Source organism: Amycolatopsis marina (assembly GCF_900111885.1).
GTDB classification, from domain to species: Bacteria; Actinomycetota; Actinomycetes; order Mycobacteriales; family Pseudonocardiaceae; genus Amycolatopsis; species Amycolatopsis marina.
Map to the genome: position 1 here is coordinate 171,290 of NZ_FOKG01000012.1, position 22,459 is coordinate 193,748.

Sequence of the window (22,459 nt, forward strand, 5' to 3'; positions counted from 1 at the left end):
CGCAGATTCCGGCCACTGGTGGCGTCGTGCCTCGCCTCAGTGCCTGTCCGAGAACTCGGGTCCGCGATCGAGTCGCCAGAGCTCTGCCCTCCGGAGCCCGTCCAGCATCGCAGCAGGACGCCCTGCCGGCTCGATAGCGGGACTTTGTCGGCCGAGTTCCGCGGATCACCATGACACCGCAACCCGCCGTTCTCAGGCGCCCTCTCAGCCGCATCCGATCCATCCTTCTCACCGCTGGTTCAGTAGTCCATGGTCCCAGTAGCCGCGTCGGCGGCCCACCGCCGGTCGTCCCAGGTGATCGGGCGACCCCTCGGTCCGCGCTCCGCCCGGATGCAAGTGCAGCTGCACGGGCATCCCGGCAAGAGCGACGGCTTGTCGATCACCATGGCGGACGTGGCCAAAGAAGCGTACACCAATCGAGTGGAAATCAATTGCTCTCAGAAAGTGCCCCATGACCAGCAATTATGACGTTGTGAACGATTTCGCAAGCCACCCGATCGGGCGGTTCGCATACGACTGGTAAATCCGGTTACAGATTCCACAGGACAAACCCGCGGCCCATCACCCACTTAGCCCTTGCGTACTGCCCGAATCACCCAAAAGTCCTACCGCCTGTGCTTACACAGGGAGACCACCAGCGGAAATTATCCCCGATGTTGTGGTGTTCCCTCTGTGCGCCCCAAACAGGTGACTCCGCGACCAGACGCAAGCACCACCAGCATGTTTTACCCCTGCACCGGCTGTGCGAATAGGCGCCACAGGGAATCGCCGACGAAGTATGGGGCCGGTCCGACAGTTACCGACCGTGATAATTGTCGTGATGCAGTCGAGATCGGTTCCTTCGTCTGTCCCATTCCCGTGAGTAGGAACAACGGGCGGTCTGACCGTCCGGCACAGCAGAGTGACCGGAGGGCAGGGAGCGCCGCCGTGTCCCGTGGCTACGATGAGCGCCCGCCGGAAGGGTTTTTCACAGGTCGGCGACCGGGACCCGGCGGGTGGAAGCGGTTCAACACCACCGGCGTCCTCCGGGGCATCTACGGCGGCCTCGGGGCGTGCCTGATCCTGGTGTTCTTCTCCCGCGTCGTCCTCCGGCTCACCCGACCCGACCTTCCCGGCGTCGACTTCCACTGGCTCCCCCTGCGCAACCCCGGGCTGGTCTCGATTCCGTTCTCCTTCCTCTGCGGCTTCCCCGGGACGGTCCCGCCAGGTGGACAAGGCCGACCCGCGCAGGCAGGCGAAATGGAGGTCCGTTCACTCACCGGAAACCGTTCCTGAGAGCCTCGTGGGTGTGAGTGACACTCGTACGGAGATCCGCCGCTTCCTGGACCGGCATCCGCTGCCGACACCGTGCCTGGTCATCGATGTCGACGCGGTGCGCCAGCGCTTCCGGGAACTGGCCACGGCTTTCGGCGCCGCCGGTGGAGCGCGCGTCTACTTCGCGGTCAAGGCCTGCCCGGAACCCGCTGTGCTTTCCGCGCTCATCGCCGAGGGAGCGCACTTCGACGTGGCCAGCCCCGGCGAGATCGACCTTTGCCTGAGTCGGGGTGCCCCCGCGACCTCCCTCTCGTACGGCAACCCGATCAAGAAGGCCTCCGCCATCGCCCGCGCGCACGCCGCGGGCGTGCGTGAGTTTGTCTGCGACGCGGAGAGCGACCTGGACCACATCGCCCAGCACGCACCGGGGGCGGAGGTCTCCGTCCGGCTGCTGGTCGACGCCCCCGACTCGGTCACCCCGTTCGGTTCGAAGTTCGGCTGCGAGCCCGAGGTCGCGGCACGCCTGCTGAGCAAGGCAGGTGAACTCGGTCTCGACCCAGCCGGACTGAGCTTCCACGTCGGCTCCCAGCAACTCGACGTCAAGGCATGGGATCTCGCGATCGCCACCGCGGCGAAGGTGGCCGCGGCGGCAGGCGGCACCGTACGCAGGCTCAATCTCGGTGGCGGGTACGCGATCCCCTACCGTGAGCCGGCCCCAGCACTCACCAAGTACGCAGAGCAGGCCGCCGTTTCGCTGCGGTCGCACTTCGGCGATGCCACCCCCGAACTGCTGATCGAACCCGGCAGAGCCGTGGTCGCCGATGCGGGGCTGATCCGCACCGAGGTCGTGTTGGTGACCCGTAGACGGGCAGCCGACCCCCGCAGGTGGGTCTATCTCGACATCGGCAGGTACAACGGACTGGCGGAGGCCGAGAACGAGGCGATCGCCTACCGTGTCGAGCGCGCGGGGGGAGATCGCGGTGAGCCGGAAGGGCCGGTCGTGCTCGCGGGTCCGACCTGCGACGGGGACGACGTGCTGTACCAGGACACGCCGTACCAGTTGCCGTTGTCGCTCCAGCCGGGTGATCAACTCGACATTCCCGGAACCGGCGCGTACACGGCGAGCTACTCCTCGGTCGCCTTCAATGGGATCGAGCCGCTACGAACGTACTGCGTTTCAGGAGGGAGATTGATTTGACGAGGGTATGCCCCGCACCACCGGACACCGAAGGGCAGACTCCGGTCGGCCTGTTCGCGGGCAAGCACGTGCTCGCCGAACTGGAGGGCGTGGACGAGACCGTACTCGACAACGCCGATCTGCTGCGGCAGGTGCTCGCGGAGGTACTGACGCAGGCGGGTGCGACGGTTCGTGAGGTGATCGCCCACAGCTTCGAACCACAGGGCGTCACGGTGCTCGCGATGCTCGCCGAGTCCCACGCTTCCGTGCACACCTATCCCGAGATCGGTGCCGCCTTCGTCGATGTCTTCACCTGCGGCGACAAGGCGAAGCCGGAACTCGCCGTCGAGTTGCTCTCCGGTGCGCTCGGCTCCGGGTCGTTCACCATGTCCACAGTCGACCGCGGGCACGGCGCCGCGGACACGAGGAGCTAGTCCCATGCCCCAGGAGATCACCGAACCGCTGGGCCCCGGCCTTTCCCGGACCTGGGAGCTGTCCGAGGTGCTGCTGGACACCCGAACCCAGTTCCAGCACGTGGTGATCGGTCGTACCAACCAGGGCATCTCACTGTTCTGTGACAACGACCGGCAGAGCACCGACGAAAGTCAGCTCGTCTACCACGAGGCGCTTCTGGTGCCCGCGATGCTGCTGGCCGAGCAGGTTCGCCGGGTGCTCATCATCGGCTCCAGCGAGGGGGTCCTCAGCCAGCTCGCCGTCGCGCACGGTGCGGAGCAGGTGGATCACGTCGACATCGACCGCGAGGCCGTCGCCGCCTGTGCGCGATGGCTGCCCTACGGCTATACGCCGGAGGAGCTGGCCGCGGCGGAACAGGGCGCGGGCGCGGTACGCGTGCACTACCGGGACGGCTGGGAGTTCCTGGCCGAGACAGCGAACGGGCACATCCGGTACGACGTGGTCGTGATCGACCTTCCGGACGAGAACGCCGACGCCGACGCACAGCACAATCGCTTGTACGGCAAGGATTTCCTGACCCGGTGCGCTGGGGTGCTCGAACCGGGCGGCGTCTTGGTCGCCCAGGCCGGCTGCCCGACGCTGTGGCGAAACCAGACACTGCGCGAGGCCTGGCGCCGGTTCCACGAGGTGTTCGGAACCGTGGTCTATTACGGTTCCGACGAGCACGAGTGGGCGTTCCTCAGTGGACGGACCGATCGACTGGACGCGCCAGTGCCCCAGTTGATCCGGAAACTGCCCGACGCGGCCTACCAACCATCCACTCTGGACGCGGACTCGCTGCGCGGGTGCACGGTCGCGCCGTTGAGCATCCGGCAGGGATGATCAGATCTTCTGGCCTGCCTGGACCCGGCGAGTCACCGCCCGCTCGACGACGAAGGACACGAACGGCACACAGCCTGCCAGCAGGACGCCGACCGTCCCCTTCACCGACCACCGCGCCTTGATCGCCAGGTCAACGGTGAGGACCAGGTAGACCATGTACACCACGCCGTGGATCGGCGAGTAGACAGCGGAGGGACCCGGGTTGCCGAAGGCGTAGCGCCACACCATCACGACGACCAGACCGAGCAGGCCGACGCCGGTGACATAGGCGGCGATACGGAAGCGGGACAGGGGCCCCCGTAGCGCGCTCGTCGGGGTCGATTCGTCAGTTCGCGTCGTCATGGTGGTGCGCGCCCTCTCTCGGATGAACTATCGGTCCTGCTGGTCACGGCGGTGCAGCTCGGCCAGGTAGCGGTTGTAGGCCGCGAGCTCGTCATCGGGCTCACCGTCGTCTGCCGGTCCCCGGCGCCCCGCGGCGGACTGGGCCGGTACCGCGTCCGCGGGAGGCGGCGAGTGGCCCCACTCCCGTCGCCCGCTCGTCCTGACTCGCTCGCCGACGGCGCCGTCAGCATCATCAGCGCCGTCAGCGCCGTTCTCGGACGCCGCCTGCTCTTCGGCCGCGCGCCGGCTCAGGACGCGGATCCGCCAGAACATGAAAGCGGGGAAGAGCCCGAACAGCGGCCATTGCAGGACGTAGCCGAGATTCTGGTAGGTGCCACCCGCCGAGGAGAACCGCTCCCACTGCCACCACGCGAGGCCACAGCAGAGGACGAGGCTCAGCACGCAGACGCCCGCGATCGCGAGACGCCGGAAGACCGTGGAGCCGAAATGCACGTTTCGACGCTAGCACTCGACGTGCTATGGGCCGATTCAGGCCCGGGGTCGCCTCACCCGCGCTGGGCGCCCGCCGCGTAGCCGTCAGCGAGACCGAAAACCTTCTGCGCGTACTCGACCGAGTTGTTGTACGACATGATCCCGGCCCACCAGCCCTCGGCGCTGGCCATGTTCCGGTCGTTGACACACAGATAGCGCGCGGCGGCGAGCGCCGCGTCGTCGATCTGCTGCGGATCGCCGCGGCCGTCCCCGTCGCCGTCGGCCGCGTACCGGGCCCAGGTGGAGGGGATGAACTGCATCGGGCCGACCGCGCGGTCGTGAGTGGGATCACCGTCGAGCCTGCCGCCGTCGCTGTCGGAGATCGCCTGCACTCCGGGAGAACCGTCCAGCGGAACGCCGATGATCGGCTTGGATGGCCTGCCGTCCTCACCGAGCGTCGCACCACCGTAACGGCCGTGGTTGGACTCGATCCGGCCGATCCCGGCGAGCGTGGCCCAGGAGACCTTGCACTCCGGCTGCGCCGACCGCAGTGCGAGCTCGGCGTTGCCGTACGCCATCAGCGCCCTGGCCGGCACGTCGACCGCGGCGGAGGTGCGTTCCGCCCACTCTTCGAGGGAAGCGGGGCCGCTACGCCGCTCGGTTTGTTCCTGGCGTTCCCCGGCACCTGTGCCAGCTGGGGCACGTCCGCCTGCCAGTGGCGTCTTCACCGGCGCGGCACTTCCCGGCTCAACCGGCGCGGCCACGATCTCCAGTGCGGGGATCTCGGTGGTGGTCGGTGCGGCGTCCGGGGTCGCGACGCTGGTCACCAGCCACATACCGCCCACCGCCATCGACAGCACGACCACGACGATGGCCAGCCTGCCGAGGACGGCGAAGCCCGGGCCCCGTGGCCGCGGCCGGTCGGCGACAGCGCCGTCCGGACCCGGAACCTCGGGGTGGTCGCCGGTCTCCTCCACTGAATCGGGCGTGCCGCGCACGAAATGAGCCTCCAGCGTGAGAGCCGTTTAGCAGAACAACGATCCCGCGCAGGTTAGCGTTACGCATCGATTTCCGCCGGAGCCGTGCCGGGCGGGACAGCGGTCAGCTGGCGGCGTCGCGGCGCTGCCTGGCGAGTCTGGCGACACACCACGCGGGCGCACTGCCCCTGCGCAGGTGCTCCAGCACCGTCAGCGGGCCGAGCCGCCTGGCCAGATCGGACGGTGCCAGTCCGGCCGCCCGGTAGTCGAGGGCGCGCTGGTCGAGCGGGCTGATCCCCGCGTCCCACCACTGCGCGGCCTCGGCGACATCGCCGATCATCTGCCACCAGCCCGCAGCGGCGGCGAGCAGGTCCTCAGGGACCTCGGGCAGCCTCGCGCGCATCGCGGCGAGGTAGCTGGGATCCGCATCCACCTGTGCCCACGTGGCGGCACCGGAACGCTTGCGCTGGCCGGGAATGCCCGGCGCGGACTGGGGTGCGTCGGCCAGCCAGGCCGAGGCGATCTGGTTGATCTCGCGGTCCTCCGCGCTCTGCTCGCGCTCGGCCGCCCACTGCTGGATCAACGCGTCCACTCCGGGATCTCCGGTCATCCCTGCCTCCTCCGCAACGCACACTGCTGTAGGCCAGAACTGGTCGTGACTTGAGACGTGTAGAGCAATCCTGTCTGCGTGGTGATGGCCCCGCGACCACCAACCGATCACGCAATGTGAGCACCGTAGGACCGCGCCCCTGGTATCCGCCAGACCTCCGGTACGACGAATTCCTCGACCAGCGCCTTTTGCGGGCCAATCCACCCGGATGGTGGAGTAATCCCGGACACTACTCACGGGTACTAACAATGAGTAGTCACTACCGGAAGTGAACAGCACAACGACCGGCACCACTATCGTGGTCCCGGCCGGTTGTGCGTCTGAGATCAGGCGAACAAGCTCTTCACAAAGGTGACGATGGCTTCCGCGCCATCACGCAACCAGCCCAGGGCCGTCTGCACGGCCTCTGCCGACTGGGTGGGCTGAGTTATCAGCAGGAACAGCACAAGGGCCACGACGCCGATCACGAGAACGTTCTTGATTGCCGGCGACATAGCTCCATCCGATCAGCTGTCGTCGGCCCCGCCCGAGTCCGCGCCCCTGTCGAGGCCGTTGCCGAACCCTGCCGGAGCCCGGTGGTTCCCATCGAGCTCGATCATTCTCCCCGGCGGTGACGGGGATGGGAAACATGATCGCACTAATGAGTGGACCTGCCTACGTCCGATTACTCATCCGACTCCCCCTATCGGGGGGTCCGACCCCCACTGTAGAAGAAGAACAGCGCTCGACCCACCCGGACACGCGGGATGGGCCGAGCCGTCGTGGACACCCATTCGGTGTCGGTCAGTTCACCGCGCCCGCCGAACGCAGCGCCGCGACGTCCTGGTCGCTCAGGCCGAATTCCGCGAGCACATCGGCCGTGTCCGCACCCTTTTCGTGCGGGGCCTCGGGCACGCCCGGCGGGGTCCGATCGAACTTGGGGCCGGGCGCGGGCTGGACCGTGCCGTCGATCTCCACGAAGGTGCCCCTCGCGACGTTGTGCGGATGCCCGGCCGCCTCCCACGGCGAGAGCACGGGCGTGAGGCAGGCATCGCTGCCTTCCGCCTTGGCCACCAGTTCGTCCCTCGTGTACCTGCCGATCGCCGTGGCCAGGATCTCCCGCAGCCGCGGCCACTCGTTCTTATCCAGATGAAACGGCAACTCATCGGCATCCAGTTCGAGCACCCGGACCAGGTCTGCCCAGAACCGCATCTCGATCGCGCCGACCGCGACGTACTTGCCGTCCGCGGTCTCGTACGTGTCGTAGAAGGGGGCTCCCCCGTCGAGCATGTTCTCCCCACGTTCGCCCGCCCACACGCCGGACGCGCGCAACCCGTGCAGGTGCGTGGTGAGCAGCGCGGCGCCGTCCACCATCGAGGCATCGACGACCTGTCCCTGTCCGGACGATGTGCGTTCGTACAGGGCCGCGAGGACACCCATCGCGAGGAACAGCCCGCCGCCGCCGAAGTCGCCAACCAGGTTCAGCGGCGGCACCGGCCGTTCCCCCGCGCGGCCAATCGGTTCGAGAGCTCCGGCGAGGCCGATGTAGTTGATGTCGTGCCCCGCGGCCGTCGCCATCGGGCCGTCCTGGCCCCAGCCGGTCATCCGGCCGTAAACCAGGCGGGGATTGCGCGCCCGCACCTCGTCCGGCCCGAGGCCGAGACGTTCGGCGACGCCGGGCCGGAAGCCCTCGATGAGCACGTCGGCCTTCTCCGCGAGCCGCAGGACGAGCTCGACTCCCTCGGCGGTCTTCGTGTTCACCCCGATCGTGCGCCTGCTACGCAGCAATGGGTCGTTGGAGAAGCCGATCACGTCCTCGCCGGGCTTCGCGCGATCGACTCTGATCACCTCGGCGCCGAGATCGGCGAGCATGGTGCAGGCGAACGGCGCGGGCGCGAGCCCGGCCAGCTCGATGACCTTCAGACCGGCCAGCGGGCCACCACTCATTGCGGTTCCTTTCTGTGTCTTCCGGGCGGATCAGAGCGTGCGGGAGATGATCTCCTTCATGATCTCGCTGGTACCGCCGAAGATCCGGGAGATGCGGATGTCGGCCCAGGCCCGCGCGATCGGGTACTCGGTCATGTAGCCGTAGCCGCCGAACAACTGCAGGCAGTCGTCCACGACCTTGTTGACCCGCTCGGTCGTCCAGAGCTTCGCCATCGCGGCGCCCTGCACGTCGAGTTCACCCCGGAGGTGCCGTTCGATGCACTGGTCGAGGAAGGCCCGCGACACCGCGGCCTCGGTCGCGGCCTCGGCGAGGGTGAACTTGGTGTTCTGGAAGTTGAAAACCGGCCTGCCGAAGGCCGTGCGGTCCTTCGTGTAGGCGATGGTCTGGTCGATGGCCGCCTCCATGCCCGCCACCGCGGTCACCGCGATGATCAGGCGTTCCTGCGGCAACTGCTGCATGAGCTGGACGAAGCCGAGTCCCTCCTGCTCGCCGAGCAGGTTCTCCGCGGGAACGCGGACGTCGTCGAAGAACAGCTCGGCGGTGTCCTGCCCCTTCAGCCCGACCTTGTCGAGCACCCGGCCGCGCCGGAAGCCCGGCGTCGAGGTCTCCACCGCGATCAGCGAGACCCCCTGCGCACCGGCGTCCGGGTCGGTCTTCACCGCGACCACGACGAGGTCGGCATGAGCGCCGTTGGTGATGAAGGTCTTCGCGCCGTTGATGACGTAGGAATCACCGTCGCGAACGGCGCGGGTCTTGATGCCCTGAAGGTCGGAGCCGGTACCCGGCTCGGTCATCGCGACCGCGCCGACGAACTCGCCGCTGGCGAACTTCGGCAGCCACTCCCGCTTCTTCTCCTCGTTCGCGTACGCCAGCAGGTAGTGCGCGACGATGCCGTTGTGCACCGACACGCCCCACGCGCCGTCGCCGGAGCGCGCCTGCTCCTCGTAGAGCACGGCCTCGTGGGCGAAGGTGCCGCCACCGCCGCCGTACTCCTCGGGGATCGAGATGGCCAGCAGCCCGACTTCGCCGGACTTGGTCCACAGTTCCCGGTCGACCTGCTTGGCCTCGATCCAGCGCTCCTGGTTCGGCGTCAGTTCCTTCTGGCAGAAGGTCCTCGCGAGATCGCGGAAGTCCTCCAGGTCGTCGTCACTCCACGAGCTCCGGTGAATCTGCAGCGGCACGGCGAGCCTCCTGGTTGCGGGCAGTGGAAAACATTCCATCTGGGATGTAAGTTCTAGCCGGAATGTACAGCCAGGGTCCGCAGTGGGTAAAGAGCAATGTCAGGAGGGACCTGTGACCGACGCCACGGCCGATGACGGGCCGGACCAGCAACTCCCGGCCTCCCGCCCGCCCGGGCACCGGACGCAGGCGCAGCGGCGGGCACAGACCCGCGCGGCCCTGCTCGACGCCACCATCGAGTGCCTGGTCGACGTCGGCTACGCGCGAACGTCGATGCAGGAGATCTGCGCGCGAGCGGGGGTGTCCAAGGGGGCGGTGCAACACCACTTCAACGACAAGGCCGAACTGATGGCGGCGGCCGTCGAGCACCTCACCGACAGGCTCAAGGCGCAACGCCTCGCGGAGGTGGACGACCTGCCCGCAGGTGCGGAGCGCGTCCGCACCGCGATCGACCTGCTCTGGGAGACGTACTCCGGCACCCTCTCCACAGCGGTGACCGAACTGTGGGTGGCCGCGCGCACGGACCCCGACCTGCGGGCGGCGATGCGGCCCGTCGACCGGGCGCTGGGCCGTTCGGTGCTGGAGAACATCGCCACGGTGGCGGGGCCGGTGCCACGGGAGAAGGTCGAGACACTGTTCTGGCTCACCGTCAACCTCACCCGCGGGCTCGCGTTGGACGCGGAGCTGGGCGGCGACCCCGCCCGGCGCAAGCAACTGCTGGAGGAGTGGAAGCGGATCGCCGTACAGCTCTACACCGGCGACTGAAGCGCACGCGGAAACCGCACGACCACCAGCGCCACCGTTTGGGCGGCGGCGGGAGACGGGCGGGCACGACAGCGGCGCGCAGCGCCACCGTTTGGGCGGGGGCGGGAGACGGGCGGGCGGGCCGGTCCGGCCCTCGCCCGGACCGCCCCACCAGTACCAGTAGAGAGGGCGAACCCGCCCCGTCATGACGGGGCACCGGAAATTCCCTCGTCCACCCGGTCCACCCGGTCCACCCGGTTCGTCACCTCCCGCATGTGTCTCCCAATGTGGCATTGGGGGACTTGGATGTCCCCAATGCCACATTGGGGACATCCGCATGGGCTTCACAGCGGGCGTACCGGCGGTATGGTGTACCCATCGGTAACATGTATCGGCAGGGAACGGAGACGGTATGACCAGCACGAGCCCGGTCAGCGCGGATCAGGCCGGCGGCACGCCAGGCACCATCGGCGGCGTCGACGGCGGGCCCCATTCGTCGCGAGCGGCCGCGCTGGTCGCCCGCGCCGTGGGGGGCAAGGATTCCGCTCCGGTGACCATGACCTCGCCGTTCACCGGCCTGCCCACGGCCACGCTCCCGCAGGCCACCGACGCCGACGCGAGGGCCGTGTTCCACGACGCCCGCGCCGCACAGCGTGCCTGGGCCGCCCGCCCGGTCGCGGAGCGGCAGCGAATCCTGATCCGGCTGCACGACCTGGTGCTCAAGCGGCAGCGCGAGGTGCTCGACCTCGTCCAGGTCGAGGCGGGCAAGTCCAGGATGGACGCCTTCGACGAGGTCTGTTCCACCGCGCTCGTCGCGGCCTACTACGGCAAGCACAGCGCGAAGTTCCTCGCGCCCAAGCGCTCGGCGGGCGTCATCCCGCTGCTCACCAAGGCGGGCGTGGTCCGTCACCCCAAGGGCGTCGTCGGGGTCATCTCGCCATGGAACTATCCCCTCGCACTCACCGCCATGGACGTGCTGCCCGCGCTGATGGCGGGCAACACCGTGGTGCAGAAGCCGGACAACCAGACGGCGCTGTCCGCGCTGTGGCTGCACGAACTCGCCGAGGAGGCCGGGTTGCCGGCCGGTGTCTGGCAGATCCTGCTCGGCCGCGGCTCCCGTATCGGCGACGCGCTCGTCGAGGAATCGGACTACCTCTGCTTCACCGGCTCGACCCCCACCGGGAAGAACCTGGCGGCCCAGGTCGCGAGCAGACTGACCAGCTACTCGCTGGAACTCGGTGGCAAGAACCCGATGGTCGTCCTGCCCGACGCCGACGTGGCGAAGGCGGCCGCGGGTGCCGTCACCGCCTGTTTCTCGTCCGCGGGACAGCTGTGCGTGTCCGTTGAGCGGATCTACGTGCACGAGAGTATCCGCGCGGAGTTCACCGAGGCGTTCGTGCGGCGCACGGCCGCGCTCCGGCTCGGCTGCACGCTCGACTACGGCTCCGACATGGGTTCACTCACCTCGGCCGATCAACTGGAGAACGTGCGCGCCCACGTCGAGGACGCCCGGTCGAACGGCGCCACGGTACTGACCGGCGGACGGGCCAGGCCCGACATCGGCCCACTGTTCTACGAGCCAACGGTGCTCACCGACGTGCCGGAGTCGGCGCGGCTGTTCGCCGAGGAGACTTTCGGCCCCGTCGTGTCGATCTACGGCTACCACGATGTGAACGACGCCGTGGAGCGGGCGAACGACACGGAGTACGGCCTCAACGCCAGTGTCTGGTCCCGGGACGGACGGGCTGGCTGGGAGGTCGCCGCCCGGTTGAAGGCGGGCACGGTGAACGTCAACGAGGGCTACGCCGCGACCTTCGGCAGTGTCGGTGTGCCGATGGGTGGAATGAAGGAGTCCGGTGTCGGGCGCCGCAACGGGGCCGAGGGGCTGCTCAAGTACACGGAGGCACAGGCCATCGCCATCCAGCGCGGGCTCAAGCTCCGCCCGTTCCGTGGCATGCCCGCCTCGGTGTGGACCAGGAGCATGACGGCCAGCATGAAACTGCTGCGCCGCCTCCCCGGCCGCTAGCTGGTGGCAGCCGGCGCGTTGAGCAGTCCGCGGTCGTAGGCGATCGCGACTGCCTCGGCGCGCCGGTTCGCACCCAGCTTCGCCATCACGCGCGACAGGTGCACGCTCACGGTTTTCTCACTGATGTAGAGCGCCGCGCCCACCTGCCGGTTGGTCAGCCCCTGCGCGACCAGTTCCAGCACCGACCGCTCGCGGTCGGTCAGCAGGTCCACCACGTCGCGCCGGACCGGTTCCCCGGGCAGGTCCACTCGCGCCCTGCGGGCGAGACCGCCGACCGCGTCCCTGAGCGGAACGGCGCCGAGCCGCTCCGCCACCTCGGCGGCCAGGGCCAGCTGCTCCGCTGCCGACGCGGTCGCGCCCTGCTCACCGGTGCCCAACAGCGCCTTGGCATACAGCCACCGGCAGACCGCCTGCTCGTACACCGCCCCGTACCCGAAAGCATCCACCGCCCTCGCCCACCGCGCCGGATCTCCGCCTCCGGCCAGCCCGCTCGCCGCGGCCTCCGCTCTGGCGAACCAGGCCCGCCCCTCCGGTCCGAGGCTGCCCGACCTTGGCTGGCCGTGTTCGACGCAGCCGCGCGCGTGCTCGATCAGCGCGGTCCCCTCGGCGATCGCCGCAGCCTGCTCCGCGGCATCCCCGCGAACGCGGGCGGCAGCGGCCCACGCACTGGCCGCCGTGCAGCCCAGCGCGGCGAGGCGCAGCGCACCGAGCTGCCACGGCTCGAACTCCTCGAGCCAGCCGATGACCTCCCGCGCCTTCCTGGCCGCACCCGCGTGGTCGCCCTGCCAGCTGGCGAGTTCGATCGACGCCGCCCCGTACGCCAGCGGGATCCGCAGGTCGTCCCGGCGTTGGGCGCCGATCTCGCTGCTCAGCAGCCGTTCGGCGATGTCGAACCGGCCCTTCGCCACGACGATATGCGCCCAGATCACCGACATCCGCGCCGCGACCACACTGGAAACGCCTGCCTCGAGCTGCTGAGCGGGGTCGTCGCACGGCCAGTCGCCGCTGACATAACGCAGGAACAGATGCTGGGATCGGACGGCGAGCCCGAAGGCGCTCCAGCTCAGCCCCGACTCCTCCGCACGTTCGATGCCTCGCCGATACAGGTCGATCGCGGACTGGATCTCCGCCTGGTCGTCGAAGCTCATCGCCTGGAAGTACAGCGCCCGCAACTCGACGTTCAGCGCGCCCGCCGCCCTGGCCTTGCCTTCGGCCTCGTGCAACCGTTTCCTTGCCTCGGCGGCATTTCCCGAAGCGTCGGCGAGCGTGCCAAGTGTGACCAGTGCCGATGCCTCGGCACCGCCCGCCCCCGCGTCCCTGGCCTCCGCGACTGCCGCCGAGGCACTCGTCAACGCCTCCTCCGGCCGGTCGAGACCGCGCAGGATCTGCGCCCTCGTGGCGAGCACCCAGGCCCGGGTCACGCCCGAGGCGTCGGCCGCGAACTCCCAGGCCCGCCCGATCGCGTCGTAGGACTCCTCGAACGTGCTCTCCAGCGCCATCAGCGCTTCCGCGAGCCTGCGCCAGGACTTGGCCGCCCGATCGGCGGACAGGTCGTCGGTCAGCGATTGCACCGCCGACCGCGCGTACGCGATCGCCCGCTCCGGTTCGCCGGAGGTACCGGCGAAGTAGGAGGCCTCGTGCAACAGCCTCGCCTCGTCGAGCCCCTCCGGCCGGTCGCCGGGTGACACCGCGTCCCAGATCCGCAGCGCCTGCTCGATGTGCCGCAGCGCCGCCCCGGGCGCGCCCAGCTTCTCCGCCTCTCGCCCGGCCCGGACCGACGCGGCCAGCGCGATCGCGAGGTCGTTGCTCTCCATCGCGTGGAAGGCCAGGCTGGCGTCACGCCCGCGGCCCTCGGGCTCCGCGGCCAGCCGTGCCGCGTAGGCGCCGTGCATGCGGGAACGCTCTCCCGGCAGCAGGTCGCCGTAGACCGCTTCCTGCAGCAACGCGTGGCGGAATGCGTAGGAGCCGTCCTCGATCACGAGTACGTGATGCTGCACCGCCTCCCGCAGAGCCTCCTCCAGCTCCAGCTCGCCGAGCCCGGCGACCTCCATGAGGACGTGGTGCGGCACGGGGCCGTTGGCTACCGCGATAACGCGCAATGCCCTGCGGGTGTCGGGCGCGAGCCGCTCCAGCCGGTCCAGCAGCACCTCCACCAGCCCGGCGGGCAGTTCCGAACCATCGGAGCAGGACGCGAGCAGTTCCTCGGCGAAGAAGGGGTTGCCCTGCGAGCGCTCGACGATGCCGGCGAGGACCGAGGGACCGATCGTGCCCTCGGCGAGGGCCTCCACGAATGTTCTGGCCTCCACCGCACCGAACGGCGGCAGGTCGACCCGCTCGACCGTGGGCATCCGGACGAGTTCGGCGAGCACCGGCCGCAGCGGATGCCGCCGGTGGACGTCCTCCTCCCGGTAGCTGGCGACCACGAGCAGTCGCTGGCCGCGCAGCCGGGAGATCAGGAAGGACAGCAGATTGCGGGTCGATCCGTCCGCCCAGTGCAGGTCCTCCACCAGCAGGACCACCGGGCTGCGCTCGGCGAGTTCGGTCAGTGCCCCGAGCATCGCGTCGAACAGCTGCAACTGGCCGAGGTCCTGTTCGGTGCGAACGCGGTGCATCGCCTCCTGGTCGGCCCTGGCCACCGGCTGGTGCTCGGATCCGGCCGCTGTCCCCGCCGGCACGACGGACGTCAGCTGCGGGAGCAGCCTGGCCAGTGCGGGCCTTGCCGCGAGCACCGCGGCGACCTCCGGCTCCGGCGCCGTGGCGAGCGGGGTGAGTGCCTCCGCGAACGGGAGGTACGGCAGACCGCCCTCCCGCACGTCCAGGCATCGTCCGGTCAGCACGAGGGCGCCTTTGCCTGCCGCGTACTCACCGAGTTCGGCGAGCAGCCGGGTCTTTCCGACCCCCGCGTCCCCGGCCAGCAGGACGGCGCCCGCCTGCCGCTCTTGGGCACGCGAGAAGGCCGCCCGCAACCTGCGCATCTCTGCGTTGCGGGCGACCAGTGGGATTCCGGAACCAAGACGGGGCACAAGGTGCATTGTGACCTACCGGACCGACAGTTCCGCCACGAATATCGCCGATGGCGTAGACGGCACGGACACCGTCGCCGGTCGGGCGGCTCTCACCCGGCCGGATTTCCCCCTCATGCCGCGCGATCCGTGCGGACGGAATCGGTGTGGTCGTGCACTCCCGTACGCTGTCGTGGCACCGCCACTTCCCCGTCCGAGCGCGAACTCCCGCCGCTGCCACCGTGCTTCCTGCGCGAGTTGCTCCGGCGCGACGTCACGATGCGCACGAGCCTGCCTGACTTGTGCATCTCCTCGGCTCGGTAGGCGGCCTCGGCGCGAACAGCGTCGTACATCATCCGGTCGATGATCATGGTTTCCCTCGTTTCTCCTGCGAGCGCTTCTCGTCTGCAGCTCACATTCGTCCTGAGGGAACGGTCCCGGCATGGGGTGATCACGCCATGTCCGAGCTCAGCTCGGTCAGCACACCCCTTACCCCGCGGTGTGGCGGTGCGACGGGGTAAGGGAGTAAGGGGCTATCCCCTTCCCGGTACCGCCGTCGCCCGGACGACGGCGAGCATCGCGAGCCACCCGGATCGGCCGGTCACCAGCATTCCCGAGCGCGGGTCCTTGGAATCGCGCAGGGCTGCGCGTCCTTCGTGGAAGGCGACCTCGACGCAGTCGTTGCCGCCACCGCTGTGACTGCTCCTGCGCCAGATCAGGTCCTCAGGCCCGATGTCCCGCACTGTCCACACTGTCCCTGCTCCTTGTCTCGCCACCGATCGCCGACACCCGCCGGACCGCGGCCGCGATCACGTCGATCGTGTCGTCGGGTTTGAGCGCGGCGGCGCGTAGGTGATCGAACATGAGTGAGTAGCGACGCACGTCGTCCGGCATCTCCAGATACGAACCGCCGGACGTGCTGTCCACGTACACGACGTCCGGGTCCGCCTGCTCCGGGAAACCGAGAATCAGGAACGGGCCCTCCATCCCGGGGTGAGCCCCGGCCGAGAAGGGCACGACCTGGATCGTGACGTGCGGGAGTTCGGCCAGTACGAGCAGCTGCTCGAGCTGCTCGGCCAGCACGTCGGGGCCGCCGACCATGCGGTGCAGGACGGCTTCGTCGATCACGGCCCAGTACTCCGGCGGCGCCGGGTCGGCGAGCAACTGCTGACGCGCCTTCCGTGCCGCGACACGCCGCTGGATCTCGGCCTCCTCCGCGTCGGGCCGCATGGCCCTGATGACGGTGCGGGTGTAGCGCTCGGTCTGCAACAGCCCCGGCACCAGGAGCGCCTGGAACGCGCGCAACGAGCTGGCGTCCGCCTCGAGCCCGACGAACGCCCCGGTGAACACCTCGTTGTAGGCGTGCCACCAGCCCCGCTTGCGCGCCTCGCGGGCGAGCTGGACCAGGGCATCCCGCTCATCCCCACCGAGGCCGTAGAGCTCCAGCAGATCGCGCGCGTCACGCGGCGTCACGCCTACGTGCCCAGTCTCGATCCGGCTGATCTTGGACGCCGAACACTCGAGCTTCTCGCCGACCTCGTCGATCGTGAGCTCGGCCGCCTCCCGCAGTCTGCGCAGTTCGGCGGCCAGTCTGCGGCGGCGGACGGTCGGCCCCTGAGCACGTGTCACGGAGTTCCTTCCCCGTCCGATCGATCGTGAATACACCTCACCGCCCGCCACAATAACCAGAGCGCTCCGCAATCGGTGAAACGTTCACCGCCCCGCACGCTGCTCCGGTGTGACCGATCCGCGGACTGCGCGAGGCAGAGTGCCGGGGTAGGCTCGTTTCGTCACTGTCGGTAGTCAGTCTGCACGGAGCGGAGGCATGGTGCGGGATCCCATCGTCAGCCCCTTGCAGGCCGCCGTGCACCGCAGGCTCGCCGAGCTCACGCGGCCGGCTACGGGTGAGGCGAACCGGGGCAGTCCGGACATCGCCCGGCTGGCCGACGCACTGCGCGGGGTGCTCGCCGAGCATCACCTCGATCCACGGGGCCGGTGCTCTACCTGCCGCTCCCGGCGGTCCCGGCTCCGATTCTGGCGGCGCACGCCGACACCGTGCCGCGCCTACCTCACGGTGCAACTGCGGCTCGGTGCGGAACTGGCTGAATCCGATCCGCTGGAGTTCCCGGTCCGCCGGCACCGCAGGCGGAAACCCGGCCCGCACTACGCGCGCTGATCCGGCGGGCCACCAGCCTGCGGTCACACCACGCGGAGCAGGCCCTCCTGCACCACGGTCGCGATCAACGTCCCGTCCTCGCCGAAGAACCGGCCCGTGGCCAGTCCTCGCCCGCCGGAGGCCGTCGGCGAGCCACTGTCGTAGAGGAACCACTCGTCCGCACGGAACGGCCGGTGGAACCACAACGCGTGGTCCAGGCTCGCGCCGATCACTTTGTCCAGGTCCCAGTAGACGCCGTGCCGCGCGAGCACGGAGTCCAGCAACGTCATGTCCGACGCGTAGGTGAGTACGCACACGTGCAGCAACTGCTGGTCGGGCAGCGTGCCGTCGGCCCGCATCCACACCTGGTTGCGGGCAGGACGCTCGCCCGACTCCCTGGTGACCCAGGGCGGTTCGTTGACGTACCGGATATCGATCGGCCGTGGCATGCTGTGCAGCCCGAGCCGGTCCGCGTACTCAGCCGCGCGCTCAGGGAGCGTCGGCAGCGCTGCCGGGCCGGGCACGTCGGGCATCGTCTCCGCGTGCTCGAGTCCGACCTCCTCCTTCTGGAAGGACGCCGAGAGCGAGAAGATGGCCTTCCCGTGCTGGATGGCCACGACCCGGCGGGTGGTGAAGGACCGGCCGTCGCGAATGCGGTCCACCTCGTAGACGATGGGCACGGTGGGATCGCCGCCACGGATGAAGTACGCGTGCAGCGAGTGCACCTTGCGTTCCTCGGGAACGGTGCGCCCCGCGGCGACCAGCGCCTGCCCCGCCACCTGACCGCCGAACACCCGCACCGGCGAGTGCGGGGGGCTCACCCCACGGAAGATGTTCTCCTCGATCTTCTCCAGATCGAGGAGCGCGACCAGGCGGTCGAGGACCACCTGCCCGCCGGATCCTGCCTCGTCGTCCAGTCCGGACGCGGCAGCGCGCGCCACCTCAGTCATACGAGCACCCTAGGCGGTCCTGGACGACCGGCTCAGGCGTGGTCCTCTTCGCCGAGCCGGTGCACCCGGATGAGGTTGGTGGACCCGACGGTGCCGGGAGGCGAGCCCGCGACGATGACCACGAGGTCACCGGGCTGGTACTTGCCCATCTCCAGCATCGCGTGATCCACCTGGCGCACCATGGCGTCGGTGGCGTCCACCTTGTCCACGATTCGGGTGGTTGTCCCCCAGGTCATCGAGAGCTGGCTGCGCACGCTCTCCTCGGGGGTGAAGGCGAGCAGCGGCAATCGGGTGTGCAATCGCGCGAGCCTGCGGACGGTGTCGCCGGACTGGGTGAAGGCGACCAGCGCCTTGGCGTTGAGCCGCTCCCCGATGTCCCTCGCGGCGTAGGAGATGACACCGCGCTTGGTGCGCGGGACGTGGCTGAGCGGCGGGACGACCGGCGAGTCGGTCTCGACGGCGCGGATGATCCGGCTCATCGTCTCGACAGTCTCCACGGGGTATCGCCCCACACTCGTCTCACCGGAGAGCATCACGGCGTCCGTGCCGTCGAGCACGGCGTTGGCCACGTCGGAGGCCTCCGCACGTGTCGGCCGAGAGTTGTTGATCATCGAGTCGAGCATCTGCGTCGCGACGATGACCGGCTTGGCGTTCTCCCGCGCGATCTGGATCGCCCGCTTCTGCACCAGCGGCACCTGCTCCAGCGGCAACTCGACGCCCAGGTCACCTCGGGCGACCATCACGCCGTCGAAGGCGAGGACGATCGCCTCGAGGTTGTGCACGGCCTCGGGCTTCTCCAGCTTGGCGATGACCGGAACCCTCGGCTTGCCGACCCGGTCCATCACCTGGTGCACGAGGTCGATGTCGGCGGGCGAGCGGACGAACGACAGCGCGACGAAGTCCACCCCGAGTTCGAGCGCGAACTCCAGGTCTTCGATGTCCTTCTCGGACATCGCGGGGACCGAGATGTCCATCCCCGGCAGGGAGACGCCCTTGTTGTTGCTGACCGGGCCGCCCTCGGTGACCTCGCAGATCACGTCGGGGCCTTCGACACCGGTGACCTGCAGACCGACCTTGCCGTCGTCGACCAGCAGGCGGTCGCCGGGCCTGGCGTCCTTGGCGAGGCCCTTGTACGTGGTCGAGACGCGGTCGTGGGTGCCTGCGACTTCCTCGACAGTGATCCGCACCACATCACCGGTCCGCCACTCCACCGGGCCCCCGGCGAACGTGCCGAGCCGGATCTTGGGTCCCTGCAGGTCGGCGAGCAGACCGACGGCGCGGCCCGTCTCGGCTGCGGCAGCCCGGATCAGGTCGTAGACCTGCTTGTGGTCGCCATGACTGCCATGGCTGAAGTTCATTCTCGCGACGTCCATACCGGCGTCAACGAGTGCCCGAACCTTCTCCGCCGTGGCGGTCGCCGGGCCAAGGGTGCACACAATCTTCGCGCGTCGGCTCACGTTCGCACAGCCTAGACCCTTGAGCCGCTCTCGTCTGTACCGATCCCGAAACCGATACACCCGGTAGGCTCGCGCGCCCTGGTTCAACGCCCTCTCACCGCCGCGGGTGTTCGCTGACTCCGACGTGGTCACGGGCCCACTCGTTGAACGGGCGAAGCGCTCGCCACGCCCGCCGAACGCGGTTGAGACAGGCCCGCTCGTGCAGCGTGTCGTCCGGCTCCCAGGTACGGACCGCGTAGACCGAGCGGTGTTTGAGCAGGTCGATGCGCGGGTGGTCGGCATCGAACCCGCGGGGCCGGGTGCGGAGCGTGTCCCCCGCGATGGTCCAGCCCGCCCTGCGCAGCCTGGCGAGGATGTCCGCCAGGGCGGTTCCGTGCACCTCGGTGTCGACCGCGCGACGGAAGTTCGCCAGCTGGTCGGTGGCGAGGTGGAAGCAGCCCCCGCCGACACGCAGTCCGGCAGGGCTCACCTCGACGTAGTAGGCGCCGCCCCCGCGCCCCGGCTCGATCACCCCGCCACAGTGCGTCTTGTACGGGCTCTTGTCCTTGGCGAAGCGGACGTCCCGGTGCGGCCGGAACACCTTCGCGGTGCCGAACCCTTCGGCGAACTCGGCAGAGAGCTCGGCGAGCAGCGCCTCCATGGGCGCCCGCACATCGGACTTGTACAGGTGCTGATGCTCCTGCCAGTAGGGCTTGGAGTTGTCGGCGGCCAGCCCGTCGTAGAAGTCGATCGCGTACTCGCCGAAGCCGGTGAACGTCACGCCGGACACTCTATTCGGCGAACACGAACCGGCCGACGAGACTGGGTACCACCCCCAGCGCGAGGAGTTACCCATGAAGGGCACATCGGCCGCCGCCACGCCGGAGGAGTACTTCGACGCGCTCGACGAGCCACGGCGCGGTGAGCTGCTGCGGCTGCACGAGCTGATCCGCGCGGTGGCGCCGCGACTCACGCCGACCATGGAGTTCGGCATGCCGGGATACGGCACGTACCACTACAGGTACGCATCGGGCAGGGAGGGCGACTGGGTACTGGTGGCGCTGGCGAGCAACAAGAAGCACATCTCGCTCCATGTCACAGCGGTGGTCGAAGGGCAGTACCTCGCCGAGTCCTACCGCGACCGGCTGCCGAAGGCCTCGATCGGCAAGAGCTGCATCCGCTTCAGCAGGCTGGCACTGGTCGATCTGGACGTGCTCGGTGAGATCGTTCGCACCGCAGCCGCCCACCCGCCGTATCCACTGACCTGAGTGGACGATCCGGAAACAACACCGAGGCCACCGCGCGCGGGAAGCGGTGGCCTCGGTGTTCCCCGTGTTTCCTGTGGACGTTATCGGTGATGCCGTCGTTCTGGCGGGCTCGGCTCAGCCGTTGTGGATGGCGGTGATCAGCTCACCGTTACCGGTGTCGCCGGACAGCTCCCAGAAGAACGTCCCGCCGAGACCCTGCTGCCGTGCGTATCCGACCTTGCCCCGGATCGTCGCGGGAGTGTCGTAACTCCACCACTCGTTTCCGCAGTGCGCGTACGCCGTGCCCGCGACCGTGCCGGTGGCCGGGCAGCGCGACTTGAGCACCTTGTAGTCCTCGATGCCCTGTTCGTAGGTTCCCCGCGCGGGGCCCGTGGCCGAACCGCCGGGAGCGCTCTGCGTGACTCCGCTCCATCCGCGACCGTAGAAACCAAGTCCCAGCAACAGTTTGCTGGCCGGCACGCCCTTGCTCTTCAGCTTCTGGACAGCTTCGTCCGAGTTGAAGCCCTGCTGCGGGATACCCGGGTACGAGGTCAGCGGAGAGTGCGGGGCGGTGGGTCCCTGGGCCGCCCAGGCGCCGAAGAAGTCGTAGGTCATCACGTTGTACCAGTCGACGTGCTTGGCTGCGCCGCCGTAGTCGGCCTTGTCGAGTTTCCCGCCGGAACTCGCGTCCGCGGTGATCGCCGCGGTGACCAACTGCGAACCGAAGCGGGAGTCCAATGCGGACATCAGCCCGGTGAAGGCCGTCGGCCCACTAGTGTCACAGGTCAGCCCGCAGGCGTTCGGGTACTCCCAGTCGATGTCGATGCCGTCGAAGACTCCGGCCCAACGTGGGTCGTTCACGAGGCGGTAGCAGGACTCGGCGAAGGCGGCGGGGTTCGCCGCGGCCTGCCCGAAGCCACCGGACCAGGTCCACCCACCGAAGGAGAACAGGATCTTGATGTGGGGGTACATCTTCTTCAGCCGCTTGAGCTGACCGAAGTTGCCCCGCAGAGCGCCCGCGTCCCACGTGTCCGCAACGCCGTCGACACTGGCGTCGGCACCGTAGAACTTATCGTAGTCGGCGTAGGCGTCGCCGATCCTGCACTGACCGCCGGTCACGTTGCCGAAGGCGTAGTTGATGTGGGTCAGCTTGGCCGCGGACCCACTCGTGTGGATGTTCTTGACGTGGTAGTTGCGCCCGTAGACGCCCCACTGGGTGAAGTAGCCGAGCGTCTTCCCGACCGCCTGTGCCTCCGGCAGGGCGCCGGATTCCGTGGGCGGGCCGGTGCCGCCTGCCGAGGCAGGGGCGGCGAGGGTGACGACCATCAGGGCGGCGGCGAGAACACCACCCGCTGTGACCAGTCTGCGCTTCACTGAACCGAACATGCGTGCTCCGTAGAGACGGGCGATGCTGCGCCACACCGCAACTGCAGGGGGACACCGCGGGCCGGCGCGAGGCCCGCAGTTGTCGTGCATCCCCCGAAGCCAATTCACCTTCGGTGATCGGAGATGTACAGGGGGACAACCTGAAGTTAAGTGGTTTAGACCACTAGGTCAATGGTTCATACCAGTTGTCGGGACTTTCGTAGGGTGTCAGAAGCACGGCACTTTCCCGGGAAAGTGACATACCGCGCGCGTGCACGTACCGCACTTTCCCGGGAAAGTG

General features: G+C 68.9%; 22 protein-coding genes and 1 pseudogene. 8 read left to right on the forward strand and 15 right to left on the reverse strand.

Features of this window, described 5'->3' with window-relative positions; translation table 11 throughout:
* Window positions 1-996: 996 nt before the first annotated feature.
* The 4 genes and pseudogenes from BM199_RS20320 to BM199_RS20335 all read left to right on the forward strand — a co-directional run.
* A pseudogene (locus BM199_RS20320) lies at window positions 997-1,275 on the forward strand (cation acetate symporter); the annotation flags it as partial.
* A 13-nt stretch (window positions 1,276-1,288) separates the two neighbouring features.
* Window positions 1,289-2,452: a type III PLP-dependent enzyme gene (locus BM199_RS20325; RefSeq protein ID WP_091674930.1), complete on the forward strand. Its 1,164-nt coding sequence runs from the start codon at window positions 1,289-1,291 to the stop codon at window positions 2,450-2,452.
* Window positions 2,449-2,865: an adenosylmethionine decarboxylase gene (gene speD, locus BM199_RS20330; protein ID WP_091674845.1), complete on the forward strand. Its 417-nt coding sequence runs from the start codon at window positions 2,449-2,451 to the stop codon at window positions 2,863-2,865. The genes BM199_RS20325 and speD overlap by 4 nt, the downstream gene beginning before the upstream one ends.
* Before the next feature lie 4 nt (window positions 2,866-2,869).
* The gene (locus BM199_RS20335; RefSeq protein WP_091674846.1) at window positions 2,870-3,727 is read left to right on the forward strand and encodes a spermidine synthase; all 858 of its coding nucleotides are present in this window, start codon (window positions 2,870-2,872) and stop codon (window positions 3,725-3,727) included.
* Here the strand turns inward: BM199_RS20335 and BM199_RS20340 are convergent, their stop codons facing one another.
* From BM199_RS20340 to BM199_RS20365, 7 genes are all read right to left on the reverse strand, one after another.
* Entirely contained in the window at window positions 3,728-4,069 is a 342-nt protein-coding gene (locus BM199_RS20340) for a DUF3817 domain-containing protein (RefSeq protein WP_091674847.1), read from the reverse strand. It lies immediately after the preceding gene.
* A gap of 27 nt (window positions 4,070-4,096) precedes the next feature.
* Window positions 4,097-4,561: a hypothetical protein gene (locus tag BM199_RS20345; protein WP_091674848.1), complete on the reverse strand. Its 465-nt coding sequence runs from the start codon at window positions 4,559-4,561 to the stop codon at window positions 4,097-4,099.
* A 53-nt stretch (window positions 4,562-4,614) separates the two neighbouring features.
* Complete coding sequence (locus tag BM199_RS20350; protein ID WP_425425558.1) at window positions 4,615-5,538, reverse strand: lytic murein transglycosylase; 924 nt, start codon at window positions 5,536-5,538, stop codon at window positions 4,615-4,617.
* A 103-nt stretch (window positions 5,539-5,641) separates the two neighbouring features.
* The gene (locus BM199_RS20355; RefSeq protein WP_091674849.1) at window positions 5,642-6,127 is read right to left on the reverse strand and encodes a transcriptional regulator; all 486 of its coding nucleotides are present in this window, start codon (window positions 6,125-6,127) and stop codon (window positions 5,642-5,644) included.
* A 326-nt stretch (window positions 6,128-6,453) separates the two neighbouring features.
* Window positions 6,454-6,621, reverse strand: a complete 168-nt coding sequence (locus BM199_RS33925) for a hypothetical protein (protein WP_170161320.1) — start codon at window positions 6,619-6,621, stop codon at window positions 6,454-6,456.
* A gap of 289 nt (window positions 6,622-6,910) precedes the next feature.
* Complete coding sequence (locus tag BM199_RS20360; RefSeq protein WP_091674850.1) at window positions 6,911-8,053, reverse strand: CaiB/BaiF CoA transferase family protein; 1,143 nt, start codon at window positions 8,051-8,053, stop codon at window positions 6,911-6,913.
* 30 nt (window positions 8,054-8,083) lie between these two features.
* On the reverse strand, window positions 8,084-9,235 hold the full coding sequence (locus BM199_RS20365; RefSeq protein ID WP_091674851.1) for an acyl-CoA dehydrogenase family protein: 1,152 nt from the start codon (window positions 9,233-9,235) through the stop codon (window positions 8,084-8,086).
* 217 nt (window positions 9,236-9,452) lie between these two features.
* On the opposite strand from BM199_RS20365, the gene BM199_RS20370 reads away from it, so the two are divergent.
* Both BM199_RS20370 and BM199_RS20375 read left to right on the forward strand, forming a co-directional pair.
* Window positions 9,453-9,998 carry a TetR/AcrR family transcriptional regulator gene (locus BM199_RS20370; RefSeq protein WP_245788485.1) on the forward strand — a complete coding sequence of 182 codons (546 nt, stop codon included), beginning with the start codon at window positions 9,453-9,455 and terminating at the stop codon, window positions 9,996-9,998.
* A 391-nt stretch (window positions 9,999-10,389) separates the two neighbouring features.
* Window positions 10,390-12,003, forward strand: coding sequence for a succinic semialdehyde dehydrogenase (locus BM199_RS20375; protein WP_091674853.1), 1,614 nt, complete (start codon window positions 10,390-10,392; stop codon window positions 12,001-12,003).
* On the opposite strand, the gene BM199_RS20380 is transcribed toward BM199_RS20375, so the two are convergent.
* The 4 genes from BM199_RS20380 to BM199_RS20395 all read right to left on the reverse strand — a co-directional run bounded on the left by BM199_RS20380 (window position 12,000) and on the right by BM199_RS20395 (window position 16,634).
* Window positions 12,000-15,035, reverse strand: a complete 3,036-nt coding sequence (locus BM199_RS20380; protein WP_091674854.1) for a helix-turn-helix transcriptional regulator — start codon at window positions 15,033-15,035, stop codon at window positions 12,000-12,002. The two genes, BM199_RS20375 and BM199_RS20380, sit on opposite strands and share 4 nt — an antisense overlap.
* 104 nt (window positions 15,036-15,139) lie before the next feature.
* Window positions 15,140-15,376 carry a hypothetical protein gene (locus BM199_RS20385; protein WP_091674855.1) on the reverse strand — a complete coding sequence of 79 codons (237 nt, stop codon included), beginning with the start codon at window positions 15,374-15,376 and terminating at the stop codon, window positions 15,140-15,142.
* A 162-nt stretch (window positions 15,377-15,538) separates the two neighbouring features.
* The gene (locus BM199_RS20390) at window positions 15,539-15,748 is read right to left on the reverse strand and encodes a DUF397 domain-containing protein (RefSeq protein WP_245788486.1); all 210 of its coding nucleotides are present in this window, start codon (window positions 15,746-15,748) and stop codon (window positions 15,539-15,541) included.
* Window positions 15,729-16,634 carry a helix-turn-helix domain-containing protein gene (locus BM199_RS20395; RefSeq protein ID WP_091674856.1) on the reverse strand — a complete coding sequence of 302 codons (906 nt, stop codon included), beginning with the start codon at window positions 16,632-16,634 and terminating at the stop codon, window positions 15,729-15,731. Before BM199_RS20395 ends, BM199_RS20390 begins: the two co-directional genes overlap by 20 nt.
* A 196-nt stretch (window positions 16,635-16,830) precedes the next feature.
* Between BM199_RS20395 and BM199_RS20400 the strand changes: the two genes are divergently transcribed.
* Window positions 16,831-17,181, forward strand: coding sequence for a hypothetical protein (locus tag BM199_RS20400; RefSeq protein ID WP_091674857.1), 351 nt, complete (start codon window positions 16,831-16,833; stop codon window positions 17,179-17,181).
* Between the two features lie 23 nt (window positions 17,182-17,204).
* On the opposite strand, the gene tesB is transcribed toward BM199_RS20400, so the two are convergent.
* From tesB to BM199_RS20415, 3 genes are all read right to left on the reverse strand, one after another.
* Window positions 17,205-18,110: an acyl-CoA thioesterase II gene (tesB, locus tag BM199_RS20405; RefSeq protein ID WP_091674858.1), complete on the reverse strand. Its 906-nt coding sequence runs from the start codon at window positions 18,108-18,110 to the stop codon at window positions 17,205-17,207.
* 32 nt (window positions 18,111-18,142) lie between these two features.
* A complete protein-coding gene (gene pyk, locus BM199_RS20410) occupies window positions 18,143-19,567 on the reverse strand; it encodes a pyruvate kinase (RefSeq protein ID WP_091674933.1) in 1,425 nt (474 codons plus the stop codon).
* 94 nt (window positions 19,568-19,661) lie between these two features.
* Window positions 19,662-20,327 (reverse strand): DUF2461 domain-containing protein, encoded by a 666-nt coding sequence (locus BM199_RS20415; RefSeq protein WP_091674934.1) that lies wholly within the window; start codon window positions 20,325-20,327, stop codon window positions 19,662-19,664.
* Between the two features lie 73 nt (window positions 20,328-20,400).
* Between BM199_RS20415 and BM199_RS20420 the strand changes: the two genes are divergently transcribed.
* The gene (locus BM199_RS20420; RefSeq protein ID WP_091674859.1) at window positions 20,401-20,814 is read left to right on the forward strand and encodes an iron chaperone; all 414 of its coding nucleotides are present in this window, start codon (window positions 20,401-20,403) and stop codon (window positions 20,812-20,814) included.
* A 114-nt stretch (window positions 20,815-20,928) separates the two neighbouring features.
* Here BM199_RS20420 and BM199_RS20425 read toward each other — a convergent pair whose 3' ends face one another.
* Complete coding sequence (locus tag BM199_RS20425) at window positions 20,929-22,179, reverse strand: glycoside hydrolase family 18 protein (RefSeq protein ID WP_091674860.1); 1,251 nt, start codon at window positions 22,177-22,179, stop codon at window positions 20,929-20,931.
* Window positions 22,180-22,459: the final 280 nt, after the last annotated feature.

What these genes read in the sequence shown, in the direction of transcription:
- BM199_RS20335 (WP_091674846.1), top strand. Translation starts at nt 2,870, where the DNA reads ATGCCCCAGGAGATCACCGAACCGCTGGGCCCCGGCCTTTCCCGGACC.
- BM199_RS20340 (WP_091674847.1), bottom strand. Translation starts at nt 4,069, where the DNA reads ATGACGACGCGAACTGACGAATCGACCCCGACGAGCGCGCTACGGGGG.
- BM199_RS20355 (WP_091674849.1), bottom strand. Translation starts at nt 6,127, where the DNA reads ATGACCGGAGATCCCGGAGTGGACGCGTTGATCCAGCAGTGGGCGGCC.
- BM199_RS33925 (WP_170161320.1), bottom strand. Translation starts at nt 6,621, where the DNA reads ATGTCGCCGGCAATCAAGAACGTTCTCGTGATCGGCGTCGTGGCCCTT.
- BM199_RS20360 (WP_091674850.1), bottom strand. Translation starts at nt 8,053, where the DNA reads ATGAGTGGTGGCCCGCTGGCCGGTCTGAAGGTCATCGAGCTGGCCGGG.
- BM199_RS20375 (WP_091674853.1), top strand. Translation starts at nt 10,390, where the DNA reads ATGACCAGCACGAGCCCGGTCAGCGCGGATCAGGCCGGCGGCACGCCA.
- BM199_RS20380 (WP_091674854.1), bottom strand. Translation starts at nt 15,035, where the DNA reads ATGCACCTTGTGCCCCGTCTTGGTTCCGGAATCCCACTGGTCGCCCGC.
- BM199_RS20385 (WP_091674855.1), bottom strand. Translation starts at nt 15,376, where the DNA reads ATGATCATCGACCGGATGATGTACGACGCTGTTCGCGCCGAGGCCGCC.
- BM199_RS20400 (WP_091674857.1), top strand. Translation starts at nt 16,831, where the DNA reads ATGGTGCGGGATCCCATCGTCAGCCCCTTGCAGGCCGCCGTGCACCGC.
- tesB (WP_091674858.1), bottom strand. Translation starts at nt 18,110, where the DNA reads ATGACTGAGGTGGCGCGCGCTGCCGCGTCCGGACTGGACGACGAGGCA.
- BM199_RS20420 (WP_091674859.1), top strand. Translation starts at nt 20,401, where the DNA reads ATGAAGGGCACATCGGCCGCCGCCACGCCGGAGGAGTACTTCGACGCG.
- BM199_RS20425 (WP_091674860.1), bottom strand. Translation starts at nt 22,179, where the DNA reads ATGTTCGGTTCAGTGAAGCGCAGACTGGTCACAGCGGGTGGTGTTCTC.